The sequence below is a fragment of the Methylobacterium frigidaeris genome, from assembly GCF_022179185.1.
Classification (GTDB): domain Bacteria; phylum Pseudomonadota; class Alphaproteobacteria; order Rhizobiales; family Beijerinckiaceae; genus Methylobacterium; species Methylobacterium frigidaeris.
Genome location: NZ_BPQJ01000002.1, coordinates 55,014 through 77,834, shown reverse-complemented (window position 1 = coordinate 77,834; position 22,821 = coordinate 55,014). Strand labels below are relative to the sequence as shown.

Annotated in this window: 23 protein-coding genes and 1 riboswitch; of the genes, 17 read left to right on the top strand and 6 right to left on the bottom strand. The window is 70.4% G+C overall.

What is annotated here, in order from left to right; translation table 11 throughout:
- Positions 1-18: 18 nt before the first annotated feature.
- A complete protein-coding gene (locus MFF64_RS02245; protein ID WP_099906180.1) occupies positions 19-1,401 on the bottom strand; it encodes an aminotransferase in 1,383 nt (460 codons plus the stop codon).
- Between the two features lie 154 nt (positions 1,402-1,555).
- On the opposite strand from MFF64_RS02245, the gene MFF64_RS02240 reads away from it, so the two are divergent.
- Together MFF64_RS02240 and MFF64_RS02235 are read left to right on the top strand one after the other, a co-directional pair.
- Positions 1,556-2,092, top strand: coding sequence for a hypothetical protein (locus MFF64_RS02240; RefSeq protein WP_099906178.1), 537 nt, complete (start codon positions 1,556-1,558; stop codon positions 2,090-2,092).
- Positions 2,093-2,117: 25 nt separating this feature from the next.
- Positions 2,118-2,870, top strand: a complete 753-nt coding sequence (locus tag MFF64_RS02235) for a FadR/GntR family transcriptional regulator (protein WP_099906176.1) — start codon at positions 2,118-2,120, stop codon at positions 2,868-2,870.
- 81 nt (positions 2,871-2,951) lie between these two features.
- Here the strand turns inward: MFF64_RS02235 and MFF64_RS02230 are convergent, their stop codons facing one another.
- Both MFF64_RS02230 and MFF64_RS02225 read right to left on the bottom strand, forming a co-directional pair.
- The gene (locus MFF64_RS02230) at positions 2,952-4,073 is read right to left on the bottom strand and encodes an aldose epimerase family protein (protein ID WP_238189596.1); all 1,122 of its coding nucleotides are present in this window, start codon (positions 4,071-4,073) and stop codon (positions 2,952-2,954) included.
- Between the two features lie 141 nt (positions 4,074-4,214).
- Positions 4,215-4,697, bottom strand: coding sequence for a MarR family winged helix-turn-helix transcriptional regulator (locus MFF64_RS02225; RefSeq protein WP_099906174.1), 483 nt, complete (start codon positions 4,695-4,697; stop codon positions 4,215-4,217).
- Between the two features lie 202 nt (positions 4,698-4,899).
- Between MFF64_RS02225 and MFF64_RS02220 the strand changes: the two genes are divergently transcribed.
- The 12 genes from MFF64_RS02220 to MFF64_RS02170 all read left to right on the top strand — a co-directional run bounded on the left by MFF64_RS02220 (position 4,900) and on the right by MFF64_RS02170 (position 16,893).
- A complete protein-coding gene (locus tag MFF64_RS02220; protein ID WP_238189379.1) occupies positions 4,900-6,528 on the top strand; it encodes a long-chain-fatty-acid--CoA ligase in 1,629 nt (542 codons plus the stop codon).
- Between the two features lie 184 nt (positions 6,529-6,712).
- The gene (locus tag MFF64_RS02215; RefSeq protein WP_099899072.1) at positions 6,713-7,105 is read left to right on the top strand and encodes a thiol-disulfide oxidoreductase DCC family protein; all 393 of its coding nucleotides are present in this window, start codon (positions 6,713-6,715) and stop codon (positions 7,103-7,105) included.
- Positions 7,106-7,188: 83 nt separating this feature from the next.
- Positions 7,189-7,899 (top strand): SDR family NAD(P)-dependent oxidoreductase, encoded by a 711-nt coding sequence (locus MFF64_RS02210; protein ID WP_207767854.1) that lies wholly within the window; start codon positions 7,189-7,191, stop codon positions 7,897-7,899.
- A gap of 84 nt (positions 7,900-7,983) precedes the next feature.
- Entirely contained in the window at positions 7,984-8,118 is a 135-nt protein-coding gene (locus MFF64_RS37785) for a hypothetical protein (RefSeq protein ID WP_273557136.1), read from the top strand.
- A 348-nt stretch (positions 8,119-8,466) separates the two neighbouring features.
- The gene (locus MFF64_RS02205; protein ID WP_238189376.1) at positions 8,467-8,943 is read left to right on the top strand and encodes a protein phosphatase CheZ; all 477 of its coding nucleotides are present in this window, start codon (positions 8,467-8,469) and stop codon (positions 8,941-8,943) included.
- 85 nt (positions 8,944-9,028) lie between these two features.
- Positions 9,029-10,591, top strand: coding sequence for a sensor domain-containing diguanylate cyclase (locus tag MFF64_RS02200; RefSeq protein WP_099899066.1), 1,563 nt, complete (start codon positions 9,029-9,031; stop codon positions 10,589-10,591).
- 570 nt (positions 10,592-11,161) lie between these two features.
- Positions 11,162-12,376: an HlyD family secretion protein gene (locus tag MFF64_RS02195; protein ID WP_238189374.1), complete on the top strand. Its 1,215-nt coding sequence runs from the start codon at positions 11,162-11,164 to the stop codon at positions 12,374-12,376.
- On the top strand, positions 12,358-14,355 hold the full coding sequence (locus MFF64_RS02190; RefSeq protein WP_099899062.1) for a glycosyltransferase: 1,998 nt from the start codon (positions 12,358-12,360) through the stop codon (positions 14,353-14,355). Before MFF64_RS02195 ends, MFF64_RS02190 begins: the two co-directional genes overlap by 19 nt.
- Before the next feature lie 200 nt (positions 14,356-14,555).
- A complete protein-coding gene (locus tag MFF64_RS02185; protein WP_238189372.1) occupies positions 14,556-15,038 on the top strand; it encodes a tellurite resistance TerB family protein in 483 nt (160 codons plus the stop codon).
- Between the two features lie 7 nt (positions 15,039-15,045).
- Positions 15,046-15,798 (top strand): glutamine amidotransferase, encoded by a 753-nt coding sequence (locus MFF64_RS02180; RefSeq protein WP_238189370.1) that lies wholly within the window; start codon positions 15,046-15,048, stop codon positions 15,796-15,798.
- Positions 15,799-15,808: 10 nt separating this feature from the next.
- Positions 15,809-16,180 (top strand): CidA/LrgA family protein, encoded by a 372-nt coding sequence (locus tag MFF64_RS02175; protein WP_099899060.1) that lies wholly within the window; start codon positions 15,809-15,811, stop codon positions 16,178-16,180.
- Positions 16,177-16,893 carry an LrgB family protein gene (locus MFF64_RS02170; RefSeq protein WP_099899058.1) on the top strand — a complete coding sequence of 239 codons (717 nt, stop codon included), beginning with the start codon at positions 16,177-16,179 and terminating at the stop codon, positions 16,891-16,893. Before MFF64_RS02175 ends, MFF64_RS02170 begins: the two co-directional genes overlap by 4 nt.
- 99 nt (positions 16,894-16,992) lie before the next feature.
- Here MFF64_RS02170 and MFF64_RS02165 read toward each other — a convergent pair whose 3' ends face one another.
- A complete protein-coding gene (locus MFF64_RS02165) occupies positions 16,993-18,309 on the bottom strand; it encodes a bifunctional folylpolyglutamate synthase/dihydrofolate synthase (protein ID WP_238189367.1) in 1,317 nt (438 codons plus the stop codon).
- Between the two features lie 23 nt (positions 18,310-18,332).
- A riboswitch (ZMP/ZTP riboswitch) is annotated at positions 18,333-18,417 on the bottom strand.
- Positions 18,418-18,542: 125 nt separating this feature from the next.
- Between MFF64_RS02165 and MFF64_RS02160 the strand changes: the two genes are divergently transcribed.
- On the top strand, positions 18,543-19,025 hold the full coding sequence (locus tag MFF64_RS02160) for an Lrp/AsnC family transcriptional regulator (protein WP_099899056.1): 483 nt from the start codon (positions 18,543-18,545) through the stop codon (positions 19,023-19,025).
- Positions 19,026-19,408: 383 nt separating this feature from the next.
- Positions 19,409-19,672: a hypothetical protein gene (locus tag MFF64_RS02155; RefSeq protein ID WP_133122969.1), complete on the top strand. Its 264-nt coding sequence runs from the start codon at positions 19,409-19,411 to the stop codon at positions 19,670-19,672.
- Between the two features lie 154 nt (positions 19,673-19,826).
- Here the strand turns inward: MFF64_RS02155 and MFF64_RS02150 are convergent, their stop codons facing one another.
- Positions 19,827-20,795, bottom strand: a complete 969-nt coding sequence (locus tag MFF64_RS02150) for a copper chaperone PCu(A)C domain-containing protein (protein ID WP_099899052.1) — start codon at positions 20,793-20,795, stop codon at positions 19,827-19,829.
- Between the two features lie 61 nt (positions 20,796-20,856).
- On the bottom strand, positions 20,857-21,282 hold the full coding sequence (locus MFF64_RS02145; protein WP_133122968.1) for a hypothetical protein: 426 nt from the start codon (positions 21,280-21,282) through the stop codon (positions 20,857-20,859).
- Between the two features lie 215 nt (positions 21,283-21,497).
- Here MFF64_RS02145 and MFF64_RS02140 point away from each other — a divergent pair, with 215 nt between their 5' ends.
- Positions 21,498-22,787 carry a L,D-transpeptidase family protein gene (locus tag MFF64_RS02140; RefSeq protein ID WP_238189365.1) on the top strand — a complete coding sequence of 430 codons (1,290 nt, stop codon included), beginning with the start codon at positions 21,498-21,500 and terminating at the stop codon, positions 22,785-22,787.
- Positions 22,788-22,821 lie beyond the last annotated feature (34 nt).

The window sequence follows — 22,821 nt, the reverse complement described above, 5'->3', positions numbered from 1 at the left end:
GTCGCGCTTCGGGCGATGTCAGACCGCCGTCAGGCCCTGCTCGCGAATCCAGGCGTGGGTGCGGTCCAGCGCGGTGCCGAGGCGGTCGAACAAGGTGTCGATCTCGTCCGGACGGATCACCAGGGGCGGGCAGACCGCGACGCGGTCGCCGGTGAGGAAGCGGACGATCAGGCCTTCCTCCTGCGCGAAGGCGACGCAGCGGGCGGCGACGCCGGCCTTGGGGTCGTACTGGCGCTTCGTCGCCTTGTCGGCGACGATCTCGAGGCCGCCGATCAGGCCGAGGCCCTTCGCTTCGCCGACGAGCGGGTGCTCCTCCAGGGCCGAGAGCCGGCGCTGGAAGTGCGGCGCCTTCTCGGCCGCCCCCTCGATGATGCGGTCGCGCCGGTAGATCTCGATGGTCTTGAGCGCCACCGCGCTCGCCACCGGGTGGCCCGAATAGGTGGTGCCGTGCCCGAAAGTGCCGATCTTGCGGCTCTGGTCCTGCATCGCCTGGTACAGCGTCTCGTCGACGGTGACGCCGCCGAGCGGCATGTAGGCCGAGGTCAGCGCCTTGGCGAAGGACAGGCTGTGGGGCTTCATGCCGAGCGTCTCGGAGCCGAACCAGGTGCCGAGCCGGCCGAAGCCGCAGATCACCTCGTCGGCGATCAGGCGCACGTCGTAGCGGGCGAGGACCGGCTCGATCGCCGCGAAGTACCCTTTCGGCGGCACGATGGCGCCGCCGGCGCCCATCACCGGCTCGGCGATGAAGGCCGCGACGGTCTCCGGCCCCTCACGCAGGATCATCTCCTCCAGCTCGGCCGCGAGGCGCGCCGAATAGGCCTCCTCGCTCTCGCCGGGTTCGGCGCCGCGGTAATGGTGCGGGCAGGCGGCGTGCAGGAAGCCCGGCAGCGGCAGGTCCCAGTCGGCATGGTTGGCGGTGAGCCCGGTGAGCGAGGCCGACGCGACGGTGACGCCGTGATAGCCCTTGTGCCGGCCGATGATCTTCTTCTTCTGCGGCCGGCCGAGGGCGTTGTTGAGGTACCAGGTCAGCTTGACCTGGGTGTCGTTGGCCTCCGAGCCCGAGGAGGTGAAGAACACCTTCGAGACCGGGATCGGGGCCAGCTCCTTCAGGGTCTCGGCGAGCTCGATCGCCGGGTCGTGGCTGCGACCGGAGAACAGGTGGGTGAAGGGCAGGCGCGCCATCTGCTCGCGGGCGGCCTCGACCAGCTCCTCGTTGGAATAACCGAGCGCCGTGCACCACAGGCCCGCCATGCCCTCGAGATAGGGCCGGCCGTCGGTGTCGTAGACCCAGACGCCGTGGCCCCGCTCCAGCACCAGCGGCCCGGTCTGCCGGAAGGCCGCCAGGTTGGTGTAGGGATGGATCAGGGTTTCGACGTCGCGGGTGGCGAGGTTCGAGAGCATTGCCTCTGTCGCTTTCCTTCACGGGGGAGCCGGAAGAGGCCCCCAACTGGCCGAGCAGAATTCGCTTGCGCCGTCACACTAGCGGCGCGATGCCGAGGCACAACCCGGGCCGCCCTCGCGGCAGCTCCGCACAATCCTGGTCAGACCGACGCGCATGCTCGACCCCGCCCAAATCGTCTCGACGCCCGCGCCCGGCCGGGCCTGCGGCGCCTGTACCCTGTGCTGCAAGGTCTACGACGTGCCGGCGGTCGAGAGCGTGGCCGGGGAATGGTGCCGCCATGCCAAGCCGGGCCGCGGCTGCGGCATCCACGAGACGCGGCCCGGCCATTGCCGCGCGTTCTTCTGCCTCTGGATGACGGAAGCCTGGCTCGGCCCGGAATGGAAGCCCGACAAGGCCAAGATGGTGCTGAGCCTCGACCCGACGACGCGCTTCCTGCACGTCCAGGTCGATCCGAGCCAGCCCTCCGTCTGGCGGAGGGAGCCGTATTACGGCCAGCTCAAGCGCTGGGCGGTTGCCTCGCTGGCGCAGCGCCGTCACGTGCTGGTCTTCGTCAATTACAGCGCCACCGTGGTGCTGCCGGACCGGGACGAGCCGCTCGGGGTGTTCCTGCCCGGCGACCGGCTCTTTTCCCGCGAGCGGATGACGCCGAACGGCGTCGTCATCGAGGTGGAGAAGCGGGCGGTGACGTGAGGCCGAATGGCGCGGGACGACTGGGATGGCTCGGGACGATCGTGACGAGCGCGCGCGCGATGCCGTCGTGCTCCCGCTCGCCTCGGCCTCGCACCGGCTCCATGGCGCCGTGGCGCGCGACCTCGGGATCGCGATCCTGGCCGGGCGCTACCCGCCGGGTGCGGTGCTGCCCGGGGAGATCGCCGCCTCCGAGAGCTTTTCCGTGTCCCGCACCGCCTACCGGGAGGCGATCCGGACCTTGAGCGCCAAGGGCCTGGTCGAGAGCCGGCCCAAGGCCGGCACCCGGGTGAGCGAGCGCGGCCGCTGGAACCTGCTCGATCCCGACATCCTGGCCTGGGCCTTCGAGACCGAGCCGGGCGAGGCCTTCATCCGCGACCTGTTCGAGCTGCGCCAGATCGTCGAGCCGGCGGCGGCCGAGCTCGCGGCCCAGCGGCGGACCGACGCCGACCTCGCCCGGATGGCCCGCGCCCTCGACGGCATGGCCCGCCACGGCCTCGCGGTGCCGGCCGGCCGCGCCGCCGACCAGTCCTTCCACCACGCCATCCTGGAGGCCACCGGCAACGCCCCGCTGATCGCCCTGTCGAGCTCGGTCGCCGCCGCGGTCACCTGGACCACGATCTACAAGCAGCGCCGCCGCGCCCTGCCGCGCGATCCCCTGCCGGAGCACCGCGCGCTGTTGGAGGCGATCGCCGCGGGGGAGGGGGCTCCGGCGCGGGCGCGGATGGCGGAGCTGATCCGCTTGGCGCTGGCGGATACGGAATGGTCGATGGTGGAGTGAAGCAGCGGTTTCCCCGCAACGCCCACCGACGACCTCGGGAGGAGGTCGTGGTGAAGCCATGTCTGCTGGATTGCGCGGGAGCTACTTCGTGGCTCCTGATCTTCCCGCCGAGAACCGATACGTGATCACGTTCCGGTACGTCGCCCCCGGATCGAGCCGGGCGGTGCCGAAGGACGGCCGGTTCGGGGTATCGGGAAAGACCTGCGGCTCCAGTGCCAGCGCATCCGATTGCCGGTAGGACAGGCCGGATTTTCCCACCGCCGTCGCGTCGAGGAAGTTGCCGGCATAGAACTGCACGCCGGGCTGGTTGCTCGCGACCTCCATCACCCGGCCCGAGGCCGGATCCTCGACGCGGGCCACGAGGTGCGCGTCGGCGGTCGGGGCGTTCGTCACCACGAAATTGTGGTCGTAGCCGCGCCCGCGCAGGATCTGCGGGTCCCGGCCCTCGCGGATGCGGGCGCCGATTGGCGTCGCTTTCCGGAAGTCGAACGGCGTGCCGGCGACGGGGGCGATCTCGCCGGTCGGAATCAGGGTCTCGTCGACCGGGGTGTAGCGCTCGGCCGGGATCGTCAGGACGTGGTCGAGGATCATCCGGCCGGAATCCTCGCCCGCGAGGTTGAAGAAGCTGTGATTCGTCAGGTTGACGATGGTCGGCTTGTCCGTGGTCGCCCGGTACTCGACCGTGAGGGTGCCGTCGGAATCGAGCGCGTAGGTGACGCTCGCCGTCAGGGTGCCGGGATAGCCCTCCTCGCCGTCGTCGCTGACGTAGCGCAGCGTCACCGAGGGCGCGGCGCCGTCCTTGACCTCGGTGACCGTCCACAGCCGCTTGTCGAAGCCCTCGCGGCCGCCATGCAGCGCGTTCGGGCCGTCGTTGCGGGCGAGCGTGTACTCCTTGCCGTCGAGGCTGAAGCGGCCGGCGCGGATGCGGTTGGCGTAGCGCCCGACGCTGACCCCGAAATAGTTCGGAGCCTTCATGTAGCCGGCGAGATCCTTGTAGCCGAGGACGACGTCCGTCGCCTTGCCGGCCCGGTCCGGCACGTCGAGGCTGCGCAGCAGCGCGCCCCAGGTAAGGATCCGTGCGGTGAGGCCGCCACGGCTGAGCGTCACCTCCTCGACCACGCGCCCGTCGGGCAGGGTTCCGAATGGGGCCCTCTTGGCCTCCCCGGCTGCCGCCGGCAGGGCGCAGGCGCAAGTGAGTGCCATGATCCAAGCGAGCGCCATGATCCATGCACGCATCCGCGATCCCTCCCTGCGCCGCCTCTGGCGAGCGGCCGAACCGGCGCCTTTGCGCCATGGGATATACTCATACAAATAGGAGGCGCGGTGGCAATGCCCGGGCGGAAATCAGCCGCTGTCGGCCCGGGCGGCGTCGCGCCAGGCCAGCACCACCCGCTCCAGCTCGGCCACATCGCCCGGGGGCAGCCGGCCGAGGGTGCGGGTGACGTAGGCTCTCTGGGCCGCGATGCCGGTGCGGGCGAGCGCCAGCCCCGCCTCAGTCAGGTGCAGGGCGTGGGAGCGCCGGTCGCCGGGAATCGGGCGGCGCTCGACCAGTCCGGCCTCGACCAGCCGGTCGATCAGCCCCGAGACGTTGCCCTTGGTGACGTAGAGCCGCTCGGCGAGATCCTGCTGGGTCAGGCCCTCGCGCTCTGACAGGGTCGAGAGCACGTCGAATTGCGGGATCGACAGTCCGACGGCCCGCAGCTCCGCCGCCACCGCGGCCGAGACGCGCCGGTGCAGGCGGATGAAGCGAAACCAGACCCGCAGCGGGTCGGCCTCGGCCGGGGCGTCTGCCCCAGCCGTAGGTTGGGGGCGCGAGGATGCCGTCATCGAAATAGTTTACATCAGAACCATTCCGGCGCCAGAACCATCCGGCATCCTGCCCGGCTGCGCGCCGGTACCGCTCTAGCCGCCCCGGCACCGCTGCCATAAGCTGACAGCGTGAGACCGCGGGCAAAAAGGCCCCGGCGACCGAGGGCCGTGCCGGTGAGCGCGGCCCCCCAGAGGAAGCCCAAGGGAAGGACGACACGCCATGCTCGGCCTGATGCAGGACTGGCCCCTGCTGATCCACCGCATCCTCGACTACGCCGCGCTTCAGCACGGCGCCCGCCCGGTGATCTCGCGCTCGGTCGAGGGGCCGATGCACCGGACCACCTACGCCGAGGTCCGCCAGCGATCCTTGCGCCTGTCGAAGCGCCTCGCCGCCGACGGCATCCGCCTCGGCGACCGGGTGGCGACGCTCGCCTGGAACACCTGGCGCCACCTCGAAGCCTGGTACGGCATCACTGGCATCGGGGCGATCTACCACACGGTCAATCCGCGCCTGTTCGAGGACCAGATCGCCTACATCATCAACCACGCCGAGGACCGGATCCTCCTCCTCGACCTGACCTTCCTGCCGCTGGTCGAGCGTCTGGCGGACAAGCTGCCGACGATCGAGCGCTACGTCGTGCTCACCGACGGCGCCCACATGCCGCAGACGAGCTTGCGCAATGCCGTCGCCTACGAGGACTGGCTGGCGGAGGCCGACGACGACTTCGCCTGGGCGACCTTCGAGGAGAACACCGCGGCGGGCCTCTGCTACACCTCCGGCACCACCGGCCTGCCGAAGGGCGTGCTCTACTCGCACCGCTCGAACGTGCTGCTGGCGCTGATGGTCAACAATCCGGCCTTCATCGCCCTCAAGCCCACCGACATGGCGATGCCGGTGGTGCCGCTGTTCCACGCCAATGCCTGGGGCTTCAGCTTCGCGGCGCCGATGTCCGGGGCCGGGCTCGTCATGCCGGGCCCGAAGCTCGACGGCGCCTCGGTGCACGAGATCCTGGAGACCACCGGCGTCACCGTGACGGCGGCGGTGCCCACCGTCTGGCTCGGCCTGCTGCAATATCTCGACACGACGGGGAAGCGCCTGAGCCATCTCAAGCGGGTGGTGATCGGCGGCTCGGCCTGCCCGCGGGCGATGACCGAGCGCTTCGAGCGCGATTACGGCGTCACCGTCGATCATGCCTGGGGCATGACCGAGATGAGCCCGATCGGCTCCTACTGCTCGCTCAAGCCGGAAGTGGCCCATCTGGAAGGCGAGGCCCGTCTCGACCTCAAGATGAAGCAGGGCTACGCCCCCTTCGGCGTCGAGTTCCGCCTGACCGACGACGACGACCGCGACCTGCCCTGGGACGGCACCACCTTCGGCCGCCTCAAGGTCGCGGGCTTCGCGGTGGCGAAAGCGTATTTCCGCAGCGACGAGCCGATCCTCGACGATCGCGGCTTCTTCGATACCGGCGACGTCGCCACCATCGATCCGCACGGCTACATGGCGATCACCGACCGCTCGAAGGACGTGATCAAGTCCGGGGGCGAGTGGATCTCCTCGATCGACTTGGAAAACCTGGCAGTCGGCCACCCCGACGTGGCGGAGGCCGCGGTGATCGGCGTGCAGCACCCGAAATGGGACGAGCGCCCGCTGCTCATCGTGGTGCCGAAGGAGGGCCGCACTCCCGACAAGGCCGACATCCTGGCCTTCATGGCGCCGCGCATCGCCAAGTGGTGGATGCCCGACGACGTGGTGGTGGTGCAGGCGATCCCCCACACCGCCACCGGCAAGATCCAGAAGACGGCCCTGCGCGACCAGTTCCGCGATTACCGGCTGCCCGGAGCGGCGTGACCCTCGCCGGGAGGCGGGCGCTCGGCTGCGTCCGCCTCCCGGTTCGGCGGTCCTGCCCTGTGCTTCCCCTCGGGAGCCGAGCCGATAAACCGGCGGCGCGACCTTATCGCGCGTCCGCCCCACCCTGACGGAGGCCGCCGCGCGCCCATCTCGCAAGGGACGAGCGTTGCGGTGAGGGAGCAGGATGCGGGAGGATCTGACCGTCTACTACGATGGGGCCTGCCCGCTCTGCCGCAGCGAGATCGGGCATTACCGGCGCTGTGCCGGGGCGGAGCGCGTGAGCTTCGTCGATCTTGCGACGATCGAGGACGACGCGACCCTGGGGCCGGGCCTCGACCGGGCCGCCGCGCAGGGCCGGTTCCACGTGCGCGAGGCGGATGGGCGTCTCGTCTCCGGCGCGGCCGCCTTCGCGCGACTCTGGCAACGTCTGCCGGCCTGGCGCTGGCTCGGCAGGCTCGTCGAGGTCCGGGTGCTCGGCCTTCGTCCCATCCTGTCCCTGGCCGAGACGGCCTATCGCCTGTTCCTCCCGCTGCGGCCGCGCCTCGCGCGGCTGCTGCACCGCCGCGGCATCGTTTAGATGTCCGGCGCGAGGCACGGATCCGGGCGCCGCGCCGGCGGGACGCGGCACGGGATGTCCACGCCTATGCAATGGGGTGTCGCATGAGCAGCGCGGTCGTTGTCGGGGCCTCGGGCGGGATCGGTCGCGCCCTCGTCGCGGCGCTCGCCGCGGGCGGGGCGCACGGGACGGTCTTCGCCCTGTCGCGCTCGCCCGCGCCGCAGGCCGGACCCGTGCGGTCCGTGCCCGCCGACATCACCGACGAGGTCTCCGTCGCGGCGGCGGCGCAGCGCGTCGGGGAGGCTGGGCCGGTGGATCTCGTCATCGTCGCGAGCGGCATCCTGCACGGGCCGGGCGTCGCCCCCGAGAAGGCGCTCCGGACGCTCGATCCGGCCGCGATGGCGGCGGTGATGGCCGTGAACGCGATCGGCCCGGCCCTGGTGGCCAAGCACCTCCTGCCGCTGATGCCGCGCAAGGGGCGCCGCGTGTTCGCCGCCCTCTCGGCGCGGGTCGGCTCGATCGGCGACAACCGGCTGGGGGGATGGTACGCCTACCGGGCCTCGAAGGCGGCGCTGAACCAGGTCCTGCGCACCCTCGCGGTCGAGACGGCGCGCACCCATCCGGAGCTGATCGTGGCGGGCCTGCATCCCGGAACCGTGCAGACGGCCCTGTCCCGGCCGTTCCGCCCGGATCCGGGGCCGGGCCTGTTCGCGCCGGAGGAGAGCGCCGCCCATCTCATGCGGATCCTCGACGGGCTGCAGATCCGGGATTCCGGCCGAGTTTTCGCGTGGGACGGGCAGCCGATCCCGCCATGAGGCACGGAGACGCGTGCTGCACGGTGCAACCAATGACGGGAGGTCGCGCTTGTCAGGCATGAAGTCCGGGTCGAGAAGGAGTGCATGATGCCGGTGTGGAAGACCGTGGCCGAACTGGCGGCCGAGCGAAACATCGACCTCAAGGCCGCGCAGACCCTGGTGGATGCCTCCAACTGCCCGAAGGTGTTCGGGCTGCACGGCACCGTCTACCTGATCTGATCGTTGCGGCTGGTCCTGGCGCCGCCATGTCCTGGCGCCGCCATGTCCCGGTCGCCGCCGATCCCATCAAGGCGGCCGGTTCGTCATCGGTTCCGGCGTCGCCTGCGGTGAACGGCACAGGTCCCCGCCGTTCGCCGCACCGCCCGGACACGCGGTGGCGACCGGAGTCGCTCGCTCGAGGCGTGCTGCATGCGTGGCCGGTGCCCACGCGAAATTTGCGAATGTTTAATCAGGGACGGCTACCGTGGGCGGCGTGGTAATCACGTATAGTGTCCCGGGATCATGACCAGCGGTACGGCGAAATTCGGGTCTCTTGAAGACAGCACTGCCCTCCTGCAGAGTCACATCGTGGCGATCTCCGAGGCAATCGCGCGGACGCGGCAGGAAATCGCCGAAATCCGGGAGGAGCAGGATGCCGGCCGCACCCGCGACGAGCTCAACGCCGTCGTCCGCGGCACCGAGCAGGCCACCGACACGATCCTGACGGCCTCGGAGGCGGTCGACGCGCTCGCCGGCGGGATCGCCAGGCGGGCCGGGGACGACGCGACCCGGGACGATGCTCTCGCCATCCAGGCCCAGATGCAGACCATCTTCGAGGCCTGCAACTTCCAGGACCTGACCGGTCAGCGGATCGCGAAGGTCGTGCGGACCATCGTCCTTGTCGAGGAGCGGGTCGCCGAGATGATGCGTCTCTGGTCCGGCTCGGCCTCCCCGTCGAAGCCGGCGCCGGAGCGCCGCAAGGACGAGGACGCTCTCCTCAACGGCCCGGCCCTTCCCGGCGACGCCGCCGTCTCGCAGGACGCCGTCGACGCGATGTTCCCGTAAGGATCCTCGCTCGAGGGGCGCTGACGAGCCGCGCTCGACCGATCCCGGACGCCGCCGTCCTCTCCCCTCCCTGCGATGCGTGACCATGGGACCGTCGACTCGCCTGTCTCGGTGCATCCGTTCGGCCCGGCTCTGGGTCGTGCTCGGGATCCTGGCGCCGCTCGGCATGGTGGCCGTCTGCACCGCGATGCTGCTCGAGCTGCGCCAGGACGCCTGGGACAAGGCCCGGCAGACCTCGCGGAACCTGCTGCAGGTGATCGAGCGCGATATCGAGCGCAACGTCGAGATCATCGACCTGACGCTGCAGGGCGTCGTCGACAACCTCAAGATGCCCGGACTGGCGGATCTCGCTCCCGACTTCCGCCAGCGCGTCTTGTTCGACCGCGCCGTCAACGCCAAGGATCTCGGCGTGGTGCTGGTGCTCGACGAGAACGGCGACACCGTCTTCGATGCCGGCGGCTGGCCGGCGCGGCGGCTCAACAACGCCGGGCGCGCCTACTTCAAGGCCCACAGGGATGATCCCGGCATCGGGCTGCACATCAGCCAGCCGCTGATCTCGCATCTCACCGGCAAGCCCGTCATCGTTCTCAGCCGGCGGATCGACAAGGCCGACGGTTCCTTCGGCGGGCTCGTCCTCGGCAGCCTGTCGATGTCCTACTTCAGCCGCCTGTTCGACCGGATCGAGCTGGGGCGGGCGGGCGCGATCAACCTATTCCTCCAGGACGGTACACGCCTCCTGCGCTATCCGGAGCCGGACGCGGTGCTCGCTCCGAGCTTCGCGCGCGCGCCGAACTTCCTGCGTTTCCTGCGCGAGGGCAGCGGCAGCTTCGTCGGCGCCACCCAGAGCGACGGGCTCGAGCGCCTCTACGCGTTCACGCGGGTCGGCCACCTGCCGCTCATCCTCAACGTCGCGCTCTCCACGCGGGAGATCGAGGCCGAATGGCGGGCGAAGGCGCTGGTGATCGGCGGCATCGTGCTCGCCCTGTGCGGCCTGACGGTCGGGCTATCGCTGCTGGCCGGGTGGGAACTCAGGCGGCGCACCGCGGCGGAGGCCGAACTGGCCCTCCTCTCGCGCACCGACGCCCTCACGAGCCTCCCCAACCGCCGCCACTTCACGGAGACCTTCGAGCGGACTTTCGCCGAGGTGCGCCGCTGCGGCGGCTCCCTCGCCCTGCTCGTCGTCGATGCCGATCACTTCAAGCGCTACAACGACCGTTATGGTCACGCGGTCGGCGACCGGGTGTTGCGCGAGCTGGCCCGGGCCTTGGAGCCGAGCGCGCGCCGGCCGGCCGATCTCGTCGCCCGCGTCGGCGGCGAGGAATTCGCCATCCTGTTGCCGGACGCCGATGCCGACGGCGCCGCCCGCGTCGCGCAGGCGGTGCACGAGGCGGTCGCCGGTCTCCGCGTCGAGGCGGAGGGAGTCGGCATCGGCCCCATCACGGTGAGCATCGGCCTGGCCAGCGGGCGGCCGCGGGACGGCGGATCGACGGCTGAGCTCTTCCGTCTCGCAGACGCCGCCCTCTACGCGGCGAAGGCGGAGGGCCGCAACCGGACCTGCTCGGCACGGGCCTGCCCCAGCGGGGCCTGGGCCCCGGAGCCGGGCGCCGCGACGCTCCAGGTCGTTGGCGCGGCGGCGAGTGTCGTTTGACGAGGGCACGAGCGGGATGATGCGGCGCCCCCGTGAGGCACGGTCCGGCGATGTGGCAAGGCCTCATGGAGAATCGGCCATGGTTTTCCCGGACGGTTGCAACTCGACGCGGCGCATCTGACCGTGAGTTGTCGGAAGGGCGGGAACGCGCCACGCCTGTAGCCGCCAATCAGGCGGGGTCCATCGTGCTGTACAGGGTGGTGCTCCCACGAAGGATGGTCGGGATGAAGCGCCGCGTCTCCACACCGGGACTAGCGTGAGCGCACGCCGAGGCGAACATTCGTGATTCGAGCTATGCAATGCCGGGTTGAATTGATCCTGGCTGCAGCTCGATCTCCCTTGATCGTCTTGAATATTCATTTTGGCATGATCGGATGATAAAGCCGTATGATGGCTTTAGTTCAAGAATAATTTTCATAAAACTTGGCATTTTCAATTCGTCTTTCCACAATATGTCGCATTGAAGACAAATTTTAACCGTCAAGAGTTGAACCGAATTCCCTCTCGATCGTTAGTTGTCGCGATAGGAGAAAGAATGGGGCTTCGGGAATGCTATGGAACAGCCGAGCGATGCGTATCCTCATCGGTGCGCTGCTGCTTGGAGCGGCCGTCCTGGCGGTTCTGCCGGTCTTGACTGGATACACGAGTCTCGACGGGACAGTGAATGCCCGCTTCACCGTGATTGCCGCGCCGATCGAGGGCGTGGTGTCCGCCACGCCCCCGAAGGTCGGCACGGCCGTCCCCGAGGGCTTCCAGCTCTTCCAGATCAGGAACGAGCGCATCGCCCGCACGGCAGAGGCGCAGCTGGAGGCCGATCTCGGTGCGACGCGCGAGCGCTTACGCGCCCTCGAGGGGCAGGCTGGCTCGCTCTCGGCCATCAAGAACGATCTCGCCGCCAGGTTGAAGGAGTATCAGCAGGCCAGCATCACCGGCATCCAGCAGGAAATCGTCATCCGCCAGCAGCGCATCACGGCGGCGCAGGCGCAGCAGGTCTCCGCGCAGGCGGACCTGGTCCGCAAGACGACGCTCGGTGCGACCGGCGTCGTGGCCGGGAGCTCCGTCGAGCAGGCGCGCGCCGCCTCGGTGGCGGCCACGAGCGAGCAGGCGATCGCCAAGGCCGACCTGGAGCGCCTGTCGCGGCAATTGGAGGCGCTCCGGAAGGGGACTTTCGTCGGCGAGGGGCGCAACGACGTGCCCTACTCGCAGCAGCGCCAGGACGAGGTGGCGATCCAGCTCGCCAACGTGCAGATGCAGGCCCGGGCCGAGCGCGCGCGCATCCAGCAGCTGGAGCGCCAGATCGAGCTCGAGCGCGATCGCAACGACCGGCTCTCGACCGCGATCGTCCGCGTCCCCTTCGACGGCGTGATCTGGCGCAACAACGTGGTGGCCGGGTCCAACGTCGTCGTCGGCAATGAGCTGACGCGGCTGCTCGATTGCCGCGACCTCTTCGTCGACATCCTGGTCAACGAGATCGACTACGACGACATCCGTCCCGGCGCCGCCGCGGAGGTGCGCCTGCTGGGCAGCAGTCAGATCATCCCCGGCACCGTCCTCTCGGTGCGCGGGTCGAGCGCGGCGGTCGAGGAAATGGTGCTGGCGGCGGTCCCGCCGGAGAGCCGCGGCAAGAGCGCCCGCATCCGCGTCGCCCTCGAACCGAACCCGATGCAGCGCGACTTCGCGAATTTCTGCCAGGTCGGCCGCTCGGTGCAGGTCCGGATCGCGCGCGCCACCAAGCGGTACCAGTTCCTGAACGGGGTGAAGAGCCTGTGGTTCAGCATCTCCTAGATCTCGCCCCGACCCTCTTCGTCGTCGCGTTCTTCTTCCTGTTCAGCCTGAACTGGCCGCGCAAGGCGACGTGGTCGCGGGCGATCACCTGCCTCGTCGTGCTCGCGGTGGCCCTGCGCTACCTCGCGTGGCGCTTCTTCTCGACGGTGCTGCCCCATCCCGTCGACGGGAGCTTCGGCTTCTTCTGGGCGTGGTTCGTCTTCCTGGTCGAGCTCGGCGCCTTCGCGGACATCCTGCTGTTCCTCGTGGCGATGAGCCGATACGTCGACCGCAGTGCCGAGGCGGACCGGCGCGAGCGGGAGTTCTTCGCCCGCGACGCCGCCGATCTGCCCACGGTCGACGTGTTCATCCCGACCTACAACGAACCGATCGACGTCCTGGAGCGCACCATCGTCGGCGCGCTCGCCCTCGATTACCCGCGTGACAAGCTCAAGGTCTACGTCCTCGACGACAAGCGACGCGACTGGCTGCGGGACTATTGCGAGAGCAAGGGCGCCATCCACGTCACGCGCCCCGACAACTCCCACGCCAAGGCCGGCAACATGAACAACGGCCTGACGGTCTCGTCGGGCGAGTTCATCGCCATCTTCGATGCCGATTTCGTGCCCTACCGCAACTTCCTGCGCCGCACGGTGCCGTTCTTCGAGGACCCGACGATCGGCATCGTCCAGACCCCGCAGCACTTCTTCAACAAGGATCCGGTCCAGTCCAACCTCAGCCTCGAGAAGGTCTGGCCGGACGAGCAGCGCCTGTTCTTCGACGAGATGGCGGCGAGCCGCGACGCTTGGGACGTCAGCTTCTGCTGCGGCTCGTGCTCGATCGCGCGGCGCTCGGCACTCGACGAGATCGGCGGGTTCCCGCACGACTCGATCACCGAGGACCTCCTCACCACCTTGGCGCTCCTCAACCGGGGCTACAAGACGCGCTATCTCAACGAGCGCCTGTCAATGGGCCTCGCCGCCGAGAACCTGAAGGGCTACTTCGTCCAGCGCGGCCGCTGGTGCCGCGGCGGCATCCAGACGATCTACCTGCATAACGGCCCGTTGCGCGGCCCGGGCCTCACCCTGTTTCAGCGCTTCATGTTCCTGCCGCTGTCCTGGCTCGTCCAGTACACCGTCCGCTTCGTGATCCTGGTCGTGCCCGCGGTCTATCTCTGGACCGGCGCCGCGCCTCTGTACTTCACGGGAACGCAGGACATCGTCTGGTACCAGCTGCCGGTGCTGGCGGCCTATTTCCTGCTGATGGGCTGGCTGACGCCGACGCGCTACCTGCCGCTGATCTCCTCGGCGGTGGGCGCCTTCGCCACCTTCCGCATGCTGCCGGTCGTCATCTCCAGCCTGGTCAAGCCGTTCGGCGTGCCGTTCCGCGTGACGCCGAAGGGGTCGGGCAACGAGGAATCGGAGTTCGACGCCTACACCTTCTTCTCGATCGCGTTCTGGATCGCCGTCACGGCGCTCGGCCTCGTCGTCAACGTCGTGCCCGAATGGTCCCGGATCGGAGAGGGGGAGTTCTCCGTCGTCTCGGCCTGGTGGGCGGTCATCAACATCGCGGTGCTGATGGTGGCGGCCCTCATCTGCTTCGAGAAACCGAGGCCGCTCCTCGACAGCTTCGCCACCGACGAGGCGGCCCGGATCGAGCACGAAGACGCGGTGCTCACCGGCCGGATCACCAGCCTCTCGCTCGAGGGCGGCATCATTGAGCTGGACTCCGCGCCGGCGGCGAGGGCGGGGGACGCGGTGACCGTCGAGATGGAGCGGTTTCCGCACCTGCGCGGCACGATCGAGGCGGTGTCCCGCCTGGCGAAGGGCGGATTCGCCTTGAAGTTCAGCTACAGGCTGGAAGGCGAGTGCCGCGACCGGATGATCGTGAAGCTCTATACCGGGCAGTACTCGCAGGACATTCACGAGCTCGACAAGTCGGCGATCGCCAGCGGCCTCTGGTCCCGCATGTTCGGCCGGACCGTGCGGGCGACGGCCTGACCCGCCGGGACGAGGCCGGCTCTCGAGCACCGCGAGGCTCATCGACGTTGCTCCTCGGTGACAGATGCAGTCGGCCGTGCCGGTGCAGACCACGGATGCAGGGCTCGGGCCGACCCTCCGGCGCCCGGAGCGCTTGACGCTGGGCCGCCGATTCCGGAGCATGCGTTGCACAATCTAGAATCCCCGCCCACATCTCCCCGATGCCCCTCATCGCCCGCCTTCGTGCCTATGCCGCCGGGATGTTCGGCGCGCCCGCCTCGCCGCCCGATCCGGAGGCGGAGCAGCACCTCGCTGCCGTGGCCCTGCTCGTCCACGTGGCGCGGGTCGACGGCACGCTCGCGGCGGTGGAGCGCGACCGGCTCGCGCGCCTCCTGACCCATCGCTTCGCGCCCGACGAGGCGCGGGCCAAGGCGCTGATCGAGCGGGCCATCAGCTTCGACGACGAGACCCGCGACGTGGCCGAGCTCGTCGAGATGATCGGCCGCGACGTGCCGGAGGAGGAGCGGCGCGGGCTCCTCGGCCTCGCCTGGGCGGTGGCCGCGGCCGACGGACGGGTGCACGAGTTCGAGGACGACCTCGTCTGGCGCGTCGGCCAACTCCTGGGCTTCGACGATGCCGCCATCACCGCCACCCGGGCGGTCGCCCTGGCGGGGCTGCCGACCCCGCAGGCGCCGGCCCGGTGAGCGATCGATGGTGAGTTCCTTCGTGATGCCCGAGCCTGGGCGCAAGCCCGTGCTGCTGATCCTGCACCAGGAGCAATCCACGCCCGGCCGCCTCGGCCGGCTGTTCCAGGAGCGCGGCTACCCCCTCGACATCCGCCGCCCCCGCTTCGGCGATCCGCTCCCCGAGACGATGCAGGACCATGCCGGCGCAGTGATCTTCGGCGGTCCGATGAGCGCCAATGACGGCGACGACTTCGTGCGGCAGGAGATCGACTGGATCCAGGTGCCGCTCCGCGAGGAACGTCCCTTCCTCGGCCTGTGCCTCGGCGCGCAGATGCTGGCGAAATGCCTCGGCGCCACGGTCTGCGCCCATCCGGAGGGGCGGGCCGAGATCGGCTACTATCCCCTGCTGCCGACCGCGGCGGGGCGCGATTTCGCGGGCGAGATCGGCCAGCCCTGGCCGTCCCACGTCTATCACTGGCACCGGGAGGGCTTCACCTGCCCGGCGGGGGCCGACACGCTCGCCACCGGCGACGACTTCCCAACCCAGGCGATCCGGGTCGGGCCGGCGGCTTTCGGCTTCCAGTTCCACCCCGAGGTCACCCACGCGATGATCTGCCGCTGGACCGTGCGGGCTGCCGAGCGCCTGCTCCTGCCCGGCGCACAGAACCGTGCGCGGCAGATCGAGGGCCGGCTGATGCATGACGGCCACGTGGTGCGCTGGCTCGACGCCTTCCTCGACCACTGGCTCGCGGGACCCGGGCTCCAGGCTGCGCAATGATGGCCGCGTCATGATCCTCAGCCTGACCCTGCTGCTGCTCTGCCAGCTCGTCGGCGAGATCCTCGCCCGCGCCTTCGCGCTGCCGGTCCCGGGCCCGGTCGTCGGCATGGCTCTGCTCCTCGCGGTGCTGGCCCTGCGCGACCGGCGCCCCGGCGGGCTGCCGGCGCCGCTCGTCGACGGCACGCTGGAGCGCACCGGCAAGGGCTTGCTCGCCCACCTCTCGCTGCTGTTCGTGCCGGCGGGTGCCGGGGTGATCGGCCGGCTCGACGTGCTGGCGGCCCACGGCCTCGCCCTCGCCGCGGCTTTGGTGGTCTCGACGGCGCTCGCCCTCGTCGCCACGGTCTACACCTTCGCGTACGTCGCGCGGCGAACCGGGCGATGACGGGGGATTTCGCCCTCTGGGTCTTCCTGTCGCGCACGCCGCTCCTGTGGCTCACGGTGACGCTGACCGCCTACGTCATCGCCGACCGGGTCTCCGCCGCCACTGGCCGCCACCCCTTGGCGAACCCGGTGCTGCACGCGATCTGGATGGTCGGCCTGGTGCTGGTCGTCACCCGCACGCCCTACGCAGTCTATTTCGAGGGCGCGCAGTTCGTGCACTTCCTGCTCGGCCCCGCCACGGTGGCCCTGGCGATCCCGCTCTACGAGCACCGCAAGACCGTGACCCGGGTGCTGGTGCCGATGCTGGCCGCCCTCCTGGTCGGCTCCACGGTCGCCCTCGTCACCGGCATCGGAACCGCGAAGCTCCTCGGCGTGCCGGACCCGATCCTGATCGCGCTGGCGCCGAAATCCGTGACCGCCAGCGTCGCCATGGGCATCACCTCGGCGCTCGGCGGCGACCCGACGCTGACAGCCGTGCTGGTGATCCTCACCGGCATCCTCGGCGCCATCATGGTGACGCCGCTCCTCGACCGCCTCGGGATTAGGGATTACCGCGCCCGCGGCTTCGCGGCGGGCTTGGCCGCCCACGGCATCGGCACCGCCCGCGCCTTCCAGGTCAGCGAGGTCGCCGGCACCTTCGCGGGCATCGCCATGGGCCTCAACGCCTTCCTGACCGCCGTGCTGGTACCGCTGGCGCTGGCGTTCCTGCGCTAAGCAGGCTTCGCAGAAGTGGCCGTCGGGTCTGCGATGAAAACCTGCGACGGAACAAGGATCTGAGCGGACGAAACGGTGGTCCGCCAACGCGTCGTCCGCTCAGGCCTCCGTCGCCGCCCGCAGAGCGCCGACGAGGTGGAGCGAGCCCGTCACTAGGAGCCAGCCGCCCCGCCTCGCCGCGAGGTCTGCCGCGCGGGTGAGGCCTGCATCCGGAGCCGCCACCGCCTCGGCCTCCATCCCCTCGGCGGCGGCGAGCGCCCGGAGCGCGGCGGCGGCGTGCCCGCGCCGCTCCGGCATCTCGGTCGCGACGACGCTCGCCCCGTAGCCGGCCAGGACCGAGAGGAAACCTGCCGCGTCCTTGTCGCCCGCCAGCGCCACCAGGGCGATGCAGGGACCGGAGAGGTCGGGGGCGCGGGCAAGGTCGCGCAGGACCGCTGCGAGGTTGAACGGCACATGCGCCCCGTCGAGCACCACCGGCACCGCACGGGCCGCGGTCCTGACCCGCCGGCGCTCGAGCCGCCCCGGCAGGCGGGCGCTCGCGCGGGCCGCGGCGTCGAGGAGGTTGGCCCGCAAGGGGGCGCCGTCGCGGCCGAGCGCGCCGCTTCTGCCGAGATGGTCGAGGACGAGGCCGGCGAGGGCGGCGTTCTCCTCCTCGATCGCGGCGCCGTCCGAGATCGCCGGCCGCAGCACCGGACAGCCGAGGGCGGCGGCGCGGGCGGCCACGACCGCCCCGGCCTCATCGTCGGCCGGGAGGGTGGTGACGAGGACCGCGCCGGGCTTGAGGATGCCGACCTTCTCGGCCGCGATGGCCGCGCGGGTGGTCCCCAGGATCTCGGTGTGTTCGAGGGCGACGTTGGTGACGACCGCGACCTCGCTGCCGACCGCGTTGGTCGAATCGAGGCGCCCGCCGAGCCCGACCTCGATCACCGCCCAGTCGAGCCCGGCCTCGCCGAAGATCGTGAGGGCGGCGGCGGTCAGCACGTCGAACCAGGTCGCGTCCTGGCCCGCCGTGCCGTCGCGGCGCGCCGCCTCGTGGGCGTCGAGCGCGCGGGCAAGCGCTTGTGCGAGGCGCGCGTCCTCCACCGGCCGGCCCTGGAGGCAGACCCGCTCGGCGACGGATTCGACATGGGGCGAGGCGTAGCGCCCGACCCGCAGGCCGGCCCGGATCAGCCCGGCCTCGATCAGCGCGCAGACCGAGCCCTTGCCCTTGGTGCCGCCGACATGGATCACCCGCAAGCGCTCGTGCGGTTCGCCGAGTCGGTGGAGCAGGTCGCGCATCGGGTCGAGCCCGACCCGCATCCCGCCCCGCGGCCGCTTCTCCCAGTCGGTCAGGCGGTCGAGGCGGTCCAGGACGGCGGGCAGGGGAACGTCGGAGGGCGAGGACAGGAGCGAGGGAATGCGCGGCGTCGGCGTCATGGGTCACCCGTCGGTCGGTGCGGGGAGGGTGCCCAGGCGAGCGGCGGCGACATCCCGCGCTCCCCGGTGGTTGGACCACCTTGAACCTCGCCAGTCACGCGGGACAGCCCCCCATAAGAGACGAGCCGGCGGCGGGCAACCGGCGTCGTCAGCCGTCGCGTCACCTTGTGCCGGCCCCGGCGGGCGGGTACTCACCGGGGCTCCCGTTCCGCTTGCCAGGATCGCCCGCCGCCTTGCCCGCCCGCCTCGACGCCATCGACTGGGCGATCCTCCGGGAGCTGCAGGCCGACGGCTCCATCACCAACGTGGAGCTGGCTCGGCGCGTCGGCCTGTCGGCGCCGCCCTGCCTGCGCCGGGTCCGCGCGCTGGAGGAGGCCGGCATCATCCGCGGCTACCGCGCCCTGCTGGAGCCGAAGGCGCTCGGTTACGAGGTGGTGTGCTTCGCCATGGTGCAGCTCGCCGCGCAAGGCCAGGCGGAACTCGCCGCCTTCGCGGCCGAGATGCGCGACTGGCCGATGGTGCGGGAATGCTGGACGCTCTCGGGCGAGACCGACTTCCTGCTCAAATGCGTCGCGCCGAACCTCGCCGCCTTCCAGCAGCTCGTCGGCCATCTCACCGGCCTGCCCAACGTGCGTACGGTGCGCACCGCGCTCGCCCTCGACCAGATCAAGGACGAGCCGATCGCGCCCCTCGACGGGCCCGCATCCGAGGTATGATCCTAGTGTCATCCACCGGGCCTCGGCATACTTTACTGTGAAAACCTGACTTTCGTGTCAGTATGTCCTAGATTGCGGGCTCGACGGATGGCGGGCTGCGACCATCGTCGCATCTTTGGGGAGAGTTCATCGGGCGTGTAGCGACGCAAATAAAACTCTGAGTTGATACTATACCGCCAGGATGGCGATCTCAGGATGTATGCCCACCGACACTATTCGGGATCATTGCCGGAGGCGCGCGACGGCAGGATGACAGAGGCCGCAGGATGACGATGTCGGATCGCCACGAGCCCTTCCCACCGAAACCGATCCCGGCTCGGTCCCGGAGCGACGCCGCGAAGCCGCGCCCGATCGCCGGACGGTCGGGAGCCGAACCGGATCCGGTGAGCCTGTTCGCCGTTCCGATCGCCGGCACGACGAGCCGGCCCGATGATCCCGTGCCGGTCACGCAGACCCTCTACCGCACGCCGGAGCACCGCTACGTGATCCGGACCTGCTTGCATCTCGGAGCCGATTCGGCGCTGGATGTCTGCGACGTGATGATCTACGCCGACGAGGCTGCCTTGCGCGAGGCATTGTCGGCCGGCGGCGACGGCCTCGACCAGGCGCTGCTCGCCGCCGCGGGGCTCGATCCGGACCGGGAGTGATCGGGCGATGCGAGGTCTGGCCGCGATCCGGTCCAGCCTTTCGCGTCGCGACGGCGATCACGTGGTGGCTGACTGAACCAGCCGGTCGGGAGCCGCACGAATTCCAAAGCCGAGAGAGAAGGCGGCGACGTCGAACGGTCGCCGCCGTCACCCGTCAATGATGCTGGTGCCCGCCCCCGGCCTCCGGCGCCGACGCGCCGATGGCGCCGACGGCGAAGCGCACCGGCACCGTCCCGGCGCGGGCGAAGGTGAGGGTGCCCTCGAGGGTGCTGCCGGCCTTCACCGGGCCGGTCAGGTCCATGAACATCAGGTGGTAGCCGCCGGGCTTGAGCACCACAGTTTCTCCTGGCTTGATGACGAGTCCGGATTCCACCGGCGCCATCTTCGCCACGCCCTTGTCCATCGCCATCTGGTGCACCTCGCCCCGGGCCGCGAGGGGGATCGAGGCCGAGACCAGCCGGTCGGGCTCCTTGCCGGTATTGGTGACCTGCAGGTAGCCGCCCGCGACCTTGGCGCCGCCGGGGGTGGCGCGGATCCACGGCGCCTCGATGGTGAGATCGCCGGCCTTGATCGACGCCGGCGCTGACGCGGCCGGGGCGGCCGCCGCGGCCGCCACGATGCGCACGCCCGGGGCGGGAGATGTCAGGTCGCGGGCGGATTGACCGGCGGCCGGCACCTCGCGCCAGTCGACGACGGCGCCGTCGCAATCCTGGCGCACGGGGAAGTAGACCGTGCCGCCCGGCGCGACCGCATCGGTGAGGCGGGCCTGGAACACGAACTCGTCGTATTGGTCGTCGGGCAGGGAACCGCCCTTCCAGGTGATCGTCTTCACGCCCTCCGAGACCGAGCCGTGATAGGACGGGTAGGCGCGGCCATAGGCGCCCTTCACGGTGCTGAGCTCCCAGCCGGCCTTCGGCATGGGCTTCGCCGCGATCACCCCGTCGGGGATCGTCACGGTGATGCCGGTGGTCGCCTTTCCGTCGCAGCCATGGCCGATCTGGACCACGCCGCGATAGGTCTGGTTCGGGCTCGCCTGCGTCACGGCGAGCACCGCGTGGGCGAGGGCGGGAGCGGCGGCAAGGGAGAGGGCGGCGGCGAGGCCGGCGCGAAGCGGGAAGGTCATGACGTTGGGTCCGGGAGAAGCGTGACGGAGGTCGAGGAGCGGCGCCGAGCCGCCAATCATGTCACGCAGCGGGCGGACCACGGGCGGAAGCGGGCCGGGCGGGCGCAGCGCGGGCCGGGGCGGCCGCCTCGATGGACCACGACAGGACGACGGCCGCCCGGGGCGGCCAGGCCTCCGCCGTCGCCGGGGCCGGCGGGGCGAGGGGGGCCTGACAGGCGACCGTGCAGCAGGCATGCGCGTGCACGAGCGGCTCGCCGCCCGCCGGGGCCTGATGCGACTGGCAGACGAGGCCGGGGCCGGCCGCGACCGGAACCGGGCCGAGGCCGGTGAGGAAGGCCTGCAGCACCAGCCCGTAGAGCGACAGAACGGCGGCGACCGCGCGCCAGCGCGCCATCCTCCTGCCCCGTGCCTGCCCAACGTCGCTCATCGGCCAGACATAGCCCAGGCGGCTCGGCTCCGCCACGCCCGCGACGACGAGCCCGCGCACCGGCTCCCGCCGCGCGTTGCACAATTACCGCAGTCCACAGCCCAGCTCGCAGCTCCACAGCGGCGCCCGCCCGGCGCCACAATCTGGCCTGCTCCTCATAGTGTCTTAACCGCATCCCGGCACCGTCACGGGCCATAGAATGGGGCGCAACACGGCAGCGATCAGGTTTGCCGCCGTCACACGTCCCGCGTCACAGGTTCGAGAGCAGATTTCCCATGCTGACACGCGTTTCCCTCACCGGTTCGCTCGGCCTGGCTCTCCTGGCCGCCGCCGCTATCCCGGCCCTGGCGCAGGACCGGGGCGGCGGGCTGGCCCAGGCCGAGTGGGCGCAGAACTACGATTCCGCCGCGACGATGCGGGTGCAGCGCTCCAACACGCCGATCCTCTCGCCCCAGACACTGGCGGCGACCGAGCAGATGGTCGAGCGCTACCGCGACATCGTGGCCCGCGGCGGCTGGCAGTCGGTCTCCGGTGCCGAGCGCCTGCGCGTCGGCTCGAAGAGCCCGGCGGTGACGGGCCTGCGCCAGCGCCTGATCGCCTCTGGCGACCTCGACCCGGCCGCCGGCTCCTCGCCGGTCTACGATTCCTACGTCGAGGCCGGCGTGCGCCGTTTCCAGGCCCGCCACGGCCTGAACCAGACCGGCGCGATGAACATCACCACCGTGCAGGCGATGAACGTGCCGGCGGATGTGCGCCTGCGTCAGCTCGAGCTGAACGCGGTGCGCCTGCGCTCCTACTCGGGCAGCCTCGGCGAACGCTACGTCATCGTCAACATCCCGGCGGCGCTCGTCGAGACGGTCGAGGGCGATCACGTCGCGACACGCCACGCCGCCGGCGTCGGCAAGATCGACCGCCAGTCGCCGATCATGAACGCGAAGATCCAGGAGGTGAACTTCAACCCCTACTGGACCGTGCCGGCCTCGATCATCAAGAAGGACCTGATCCCGAAGATGCAGAAGGATCCGTCTTACCTGACGGACAACAAGATCCGCATCTTCAACGGCGACCGCGAGATCCCCCCGTCGCAGGTCAACTGGCACTCCGACGAGGCGACCCGCTACCGCTTCCGCCAGGATCCGGGCGTCGACCTGAACTCGATGGGCTTCGTGCGGATCAACATCCCGAACCCGCACGGCGTGTACATGCACGACACGCCGGCCAAGGGCATCTTCGGCGACGACTTCCGCTTCGTCTCGTCGGGCTGCGTGCGCGTGCAGAACGTGCGTGACTACGTGTCCTGGATCCTGCAGGGCACCCCGAACGCCAACCCGGACACGATCGAGTCGATCATCCAGAGCGGCCAGCGCGTCGATGCCCGGCCGACCGCGCCGATCCCGGTCTACTGGACCTACATCACCGCCTGGTCGACCCCGGACGGCCTCGTGCAGTTCCGCGACGACATCTACAAGCGTGACGGCGCCGGCGCCCCGACCGCCTCGATGGCGGCCGCCGCCGCCGGCCCGCGCAACTTCAACCCTGACGCCGACGACGACCAGACCAACTGATCGCCGCGCAACCAACCGAACCGACGACGGCCCG

What these genes read in the sequence shown, in the direction of transcription:
- MFF64_RS02180 (WP_238189370.1), top strand. Translation starts at nt 15,046, where the DNA reads ATGGTGAGTTCCTTCGTGATGCCCGAGCCTGGGCGCAAGCCCGTGCTG.
- MFF64_RS02140 (WP_238189365.1), top strand. Translation starts at nt 21,498, where the DNA reads ATGCTGACACGCGTTTCCCTCACCGGTTCGCTCGGCCTGGCTCTCCTG.
- MFF64_RS02215 (WP_099899072.1), top strand. Translation starts at nt 6,713, where the DNA reads ATGCGGGAGGATCTGACCGTCTACTACGATGGGGCCTGCCCGCTCTGC.
- MFF64_RS02165 (WP_238189367.1), bottom strand. Translation starts at nt 18,309, where the DNA reads ATGACGCCGACGCCGCGCATTCCCTCGCTCCTGTCCTCGCCCTCCGAC.
- MFF64_RS02150 (WP_099899052.1), bottom strand. Translation starts at nt 20,795, where the DNA reads ATGACCTTCCCGCTTCGCGCCGGCCTCGCCGCCGCCCTCTCCCTTGCC.
- MFF64_RS02245 (WP_099906180.1), bottom strand. Translation starts at nt 1,401, where the DNA reads ATGCTCTCGAACCTCGCCACCCGCGACGTCGAAACCCTGATCCATCCC.
- MFF64_RS02240 (WP_099906178.1), top strand. Translation starts at nt 1,556, where the DNA reads ATGCTCGACCCCGCCCAAATCGTCTCGACGCCCGCGCCCGGCCGGGCC.
- MFF64_RS37785 (WP_273557136.1), top strand. Translation starts at nt 7,984, where the DNA reads ATGATGCCGGTGTGGAAGACCGTGGCCGAACTGGCGGCCGAGCGAAAC.
- MFF64_RS02210 (WP_207767854.1), top strand. Translation starts at nt 7,189, where the DNA reads ATGAGCAGCGCGGTCGTTGTCGGGGCCTCGGGCGGGATCGGTCGCGCC.
- MFF64_RS02185 (WP_238189372.1), top strand. Translation starts at nt 14,556, where the DNA reads ATGCCCCTCATCGCCCGCCTTCGTGCCTATGCCGCCGGGATGTTCGGC.
- MFF64_RS02230 (WP_238189596.1), bottom strand. Translation starts at nt 4,073, where the DNA reads ATGGCACTCACTTGCGCCTGCGCCCTGCCGGCGGCAGCCGGGGAGGCC.
- MFF64_RS02200 (WP_099899066.1), top strand. Translation starts at nt 9,029, where the DNA reads ATGGGACCGTCGACTCGCCTGTCTCGGTGCATCCGTTCGGCCCGGCTC.
- MFF64_RS02170 (WP_099899058.1), top strand. Translation starts at nt 16,177, where the DNA reads ATGACGGGGGATTTCGCCCTCTGGGTCTTCCTGTCGCGCACGCCGCTC.
- MFF64_RS02220 (WP_238189379.1), top strand. Translation starts at nt 4,900, where the DNA reads ATGCTCGGCCTGATGCAGGACTGGCCCCTGCTGATCCACCGCATCCTC.
- MFF64_RS02175 (WP_099899060.1), top strand. Translation starts at nt 15,809, where the DNA reads ATGATCCTCAGCCTGACCCTGCTGCTGCTCTGCCAGCTCGTCGGCGAG.
- MFF64_RS02225 (WP_099906174.1), bottom strand. Translation starts at nt 4,697, where the DNA reads ATGACGGCATCCTCGCGCCCCCAACCTACGGCTGGGGCAGACGCCCCG.
- MFF64_RS02195 (WP_238189374.1), top strand. Translation starts at nt 11,162, where the DNA reads ATGCGTATCCTCATCGGTGCGCTGCTGCTTGGAGCGGCCGTCCTGGCG.
- MFF64_RS02235 (WP_099906176.1), top strand. Translation starts at nt 2,118, where the DNA reads ATGGCTCGGGACGATCGTGACGAGCGCGCGCGCGATGCCGTCGTGCTC.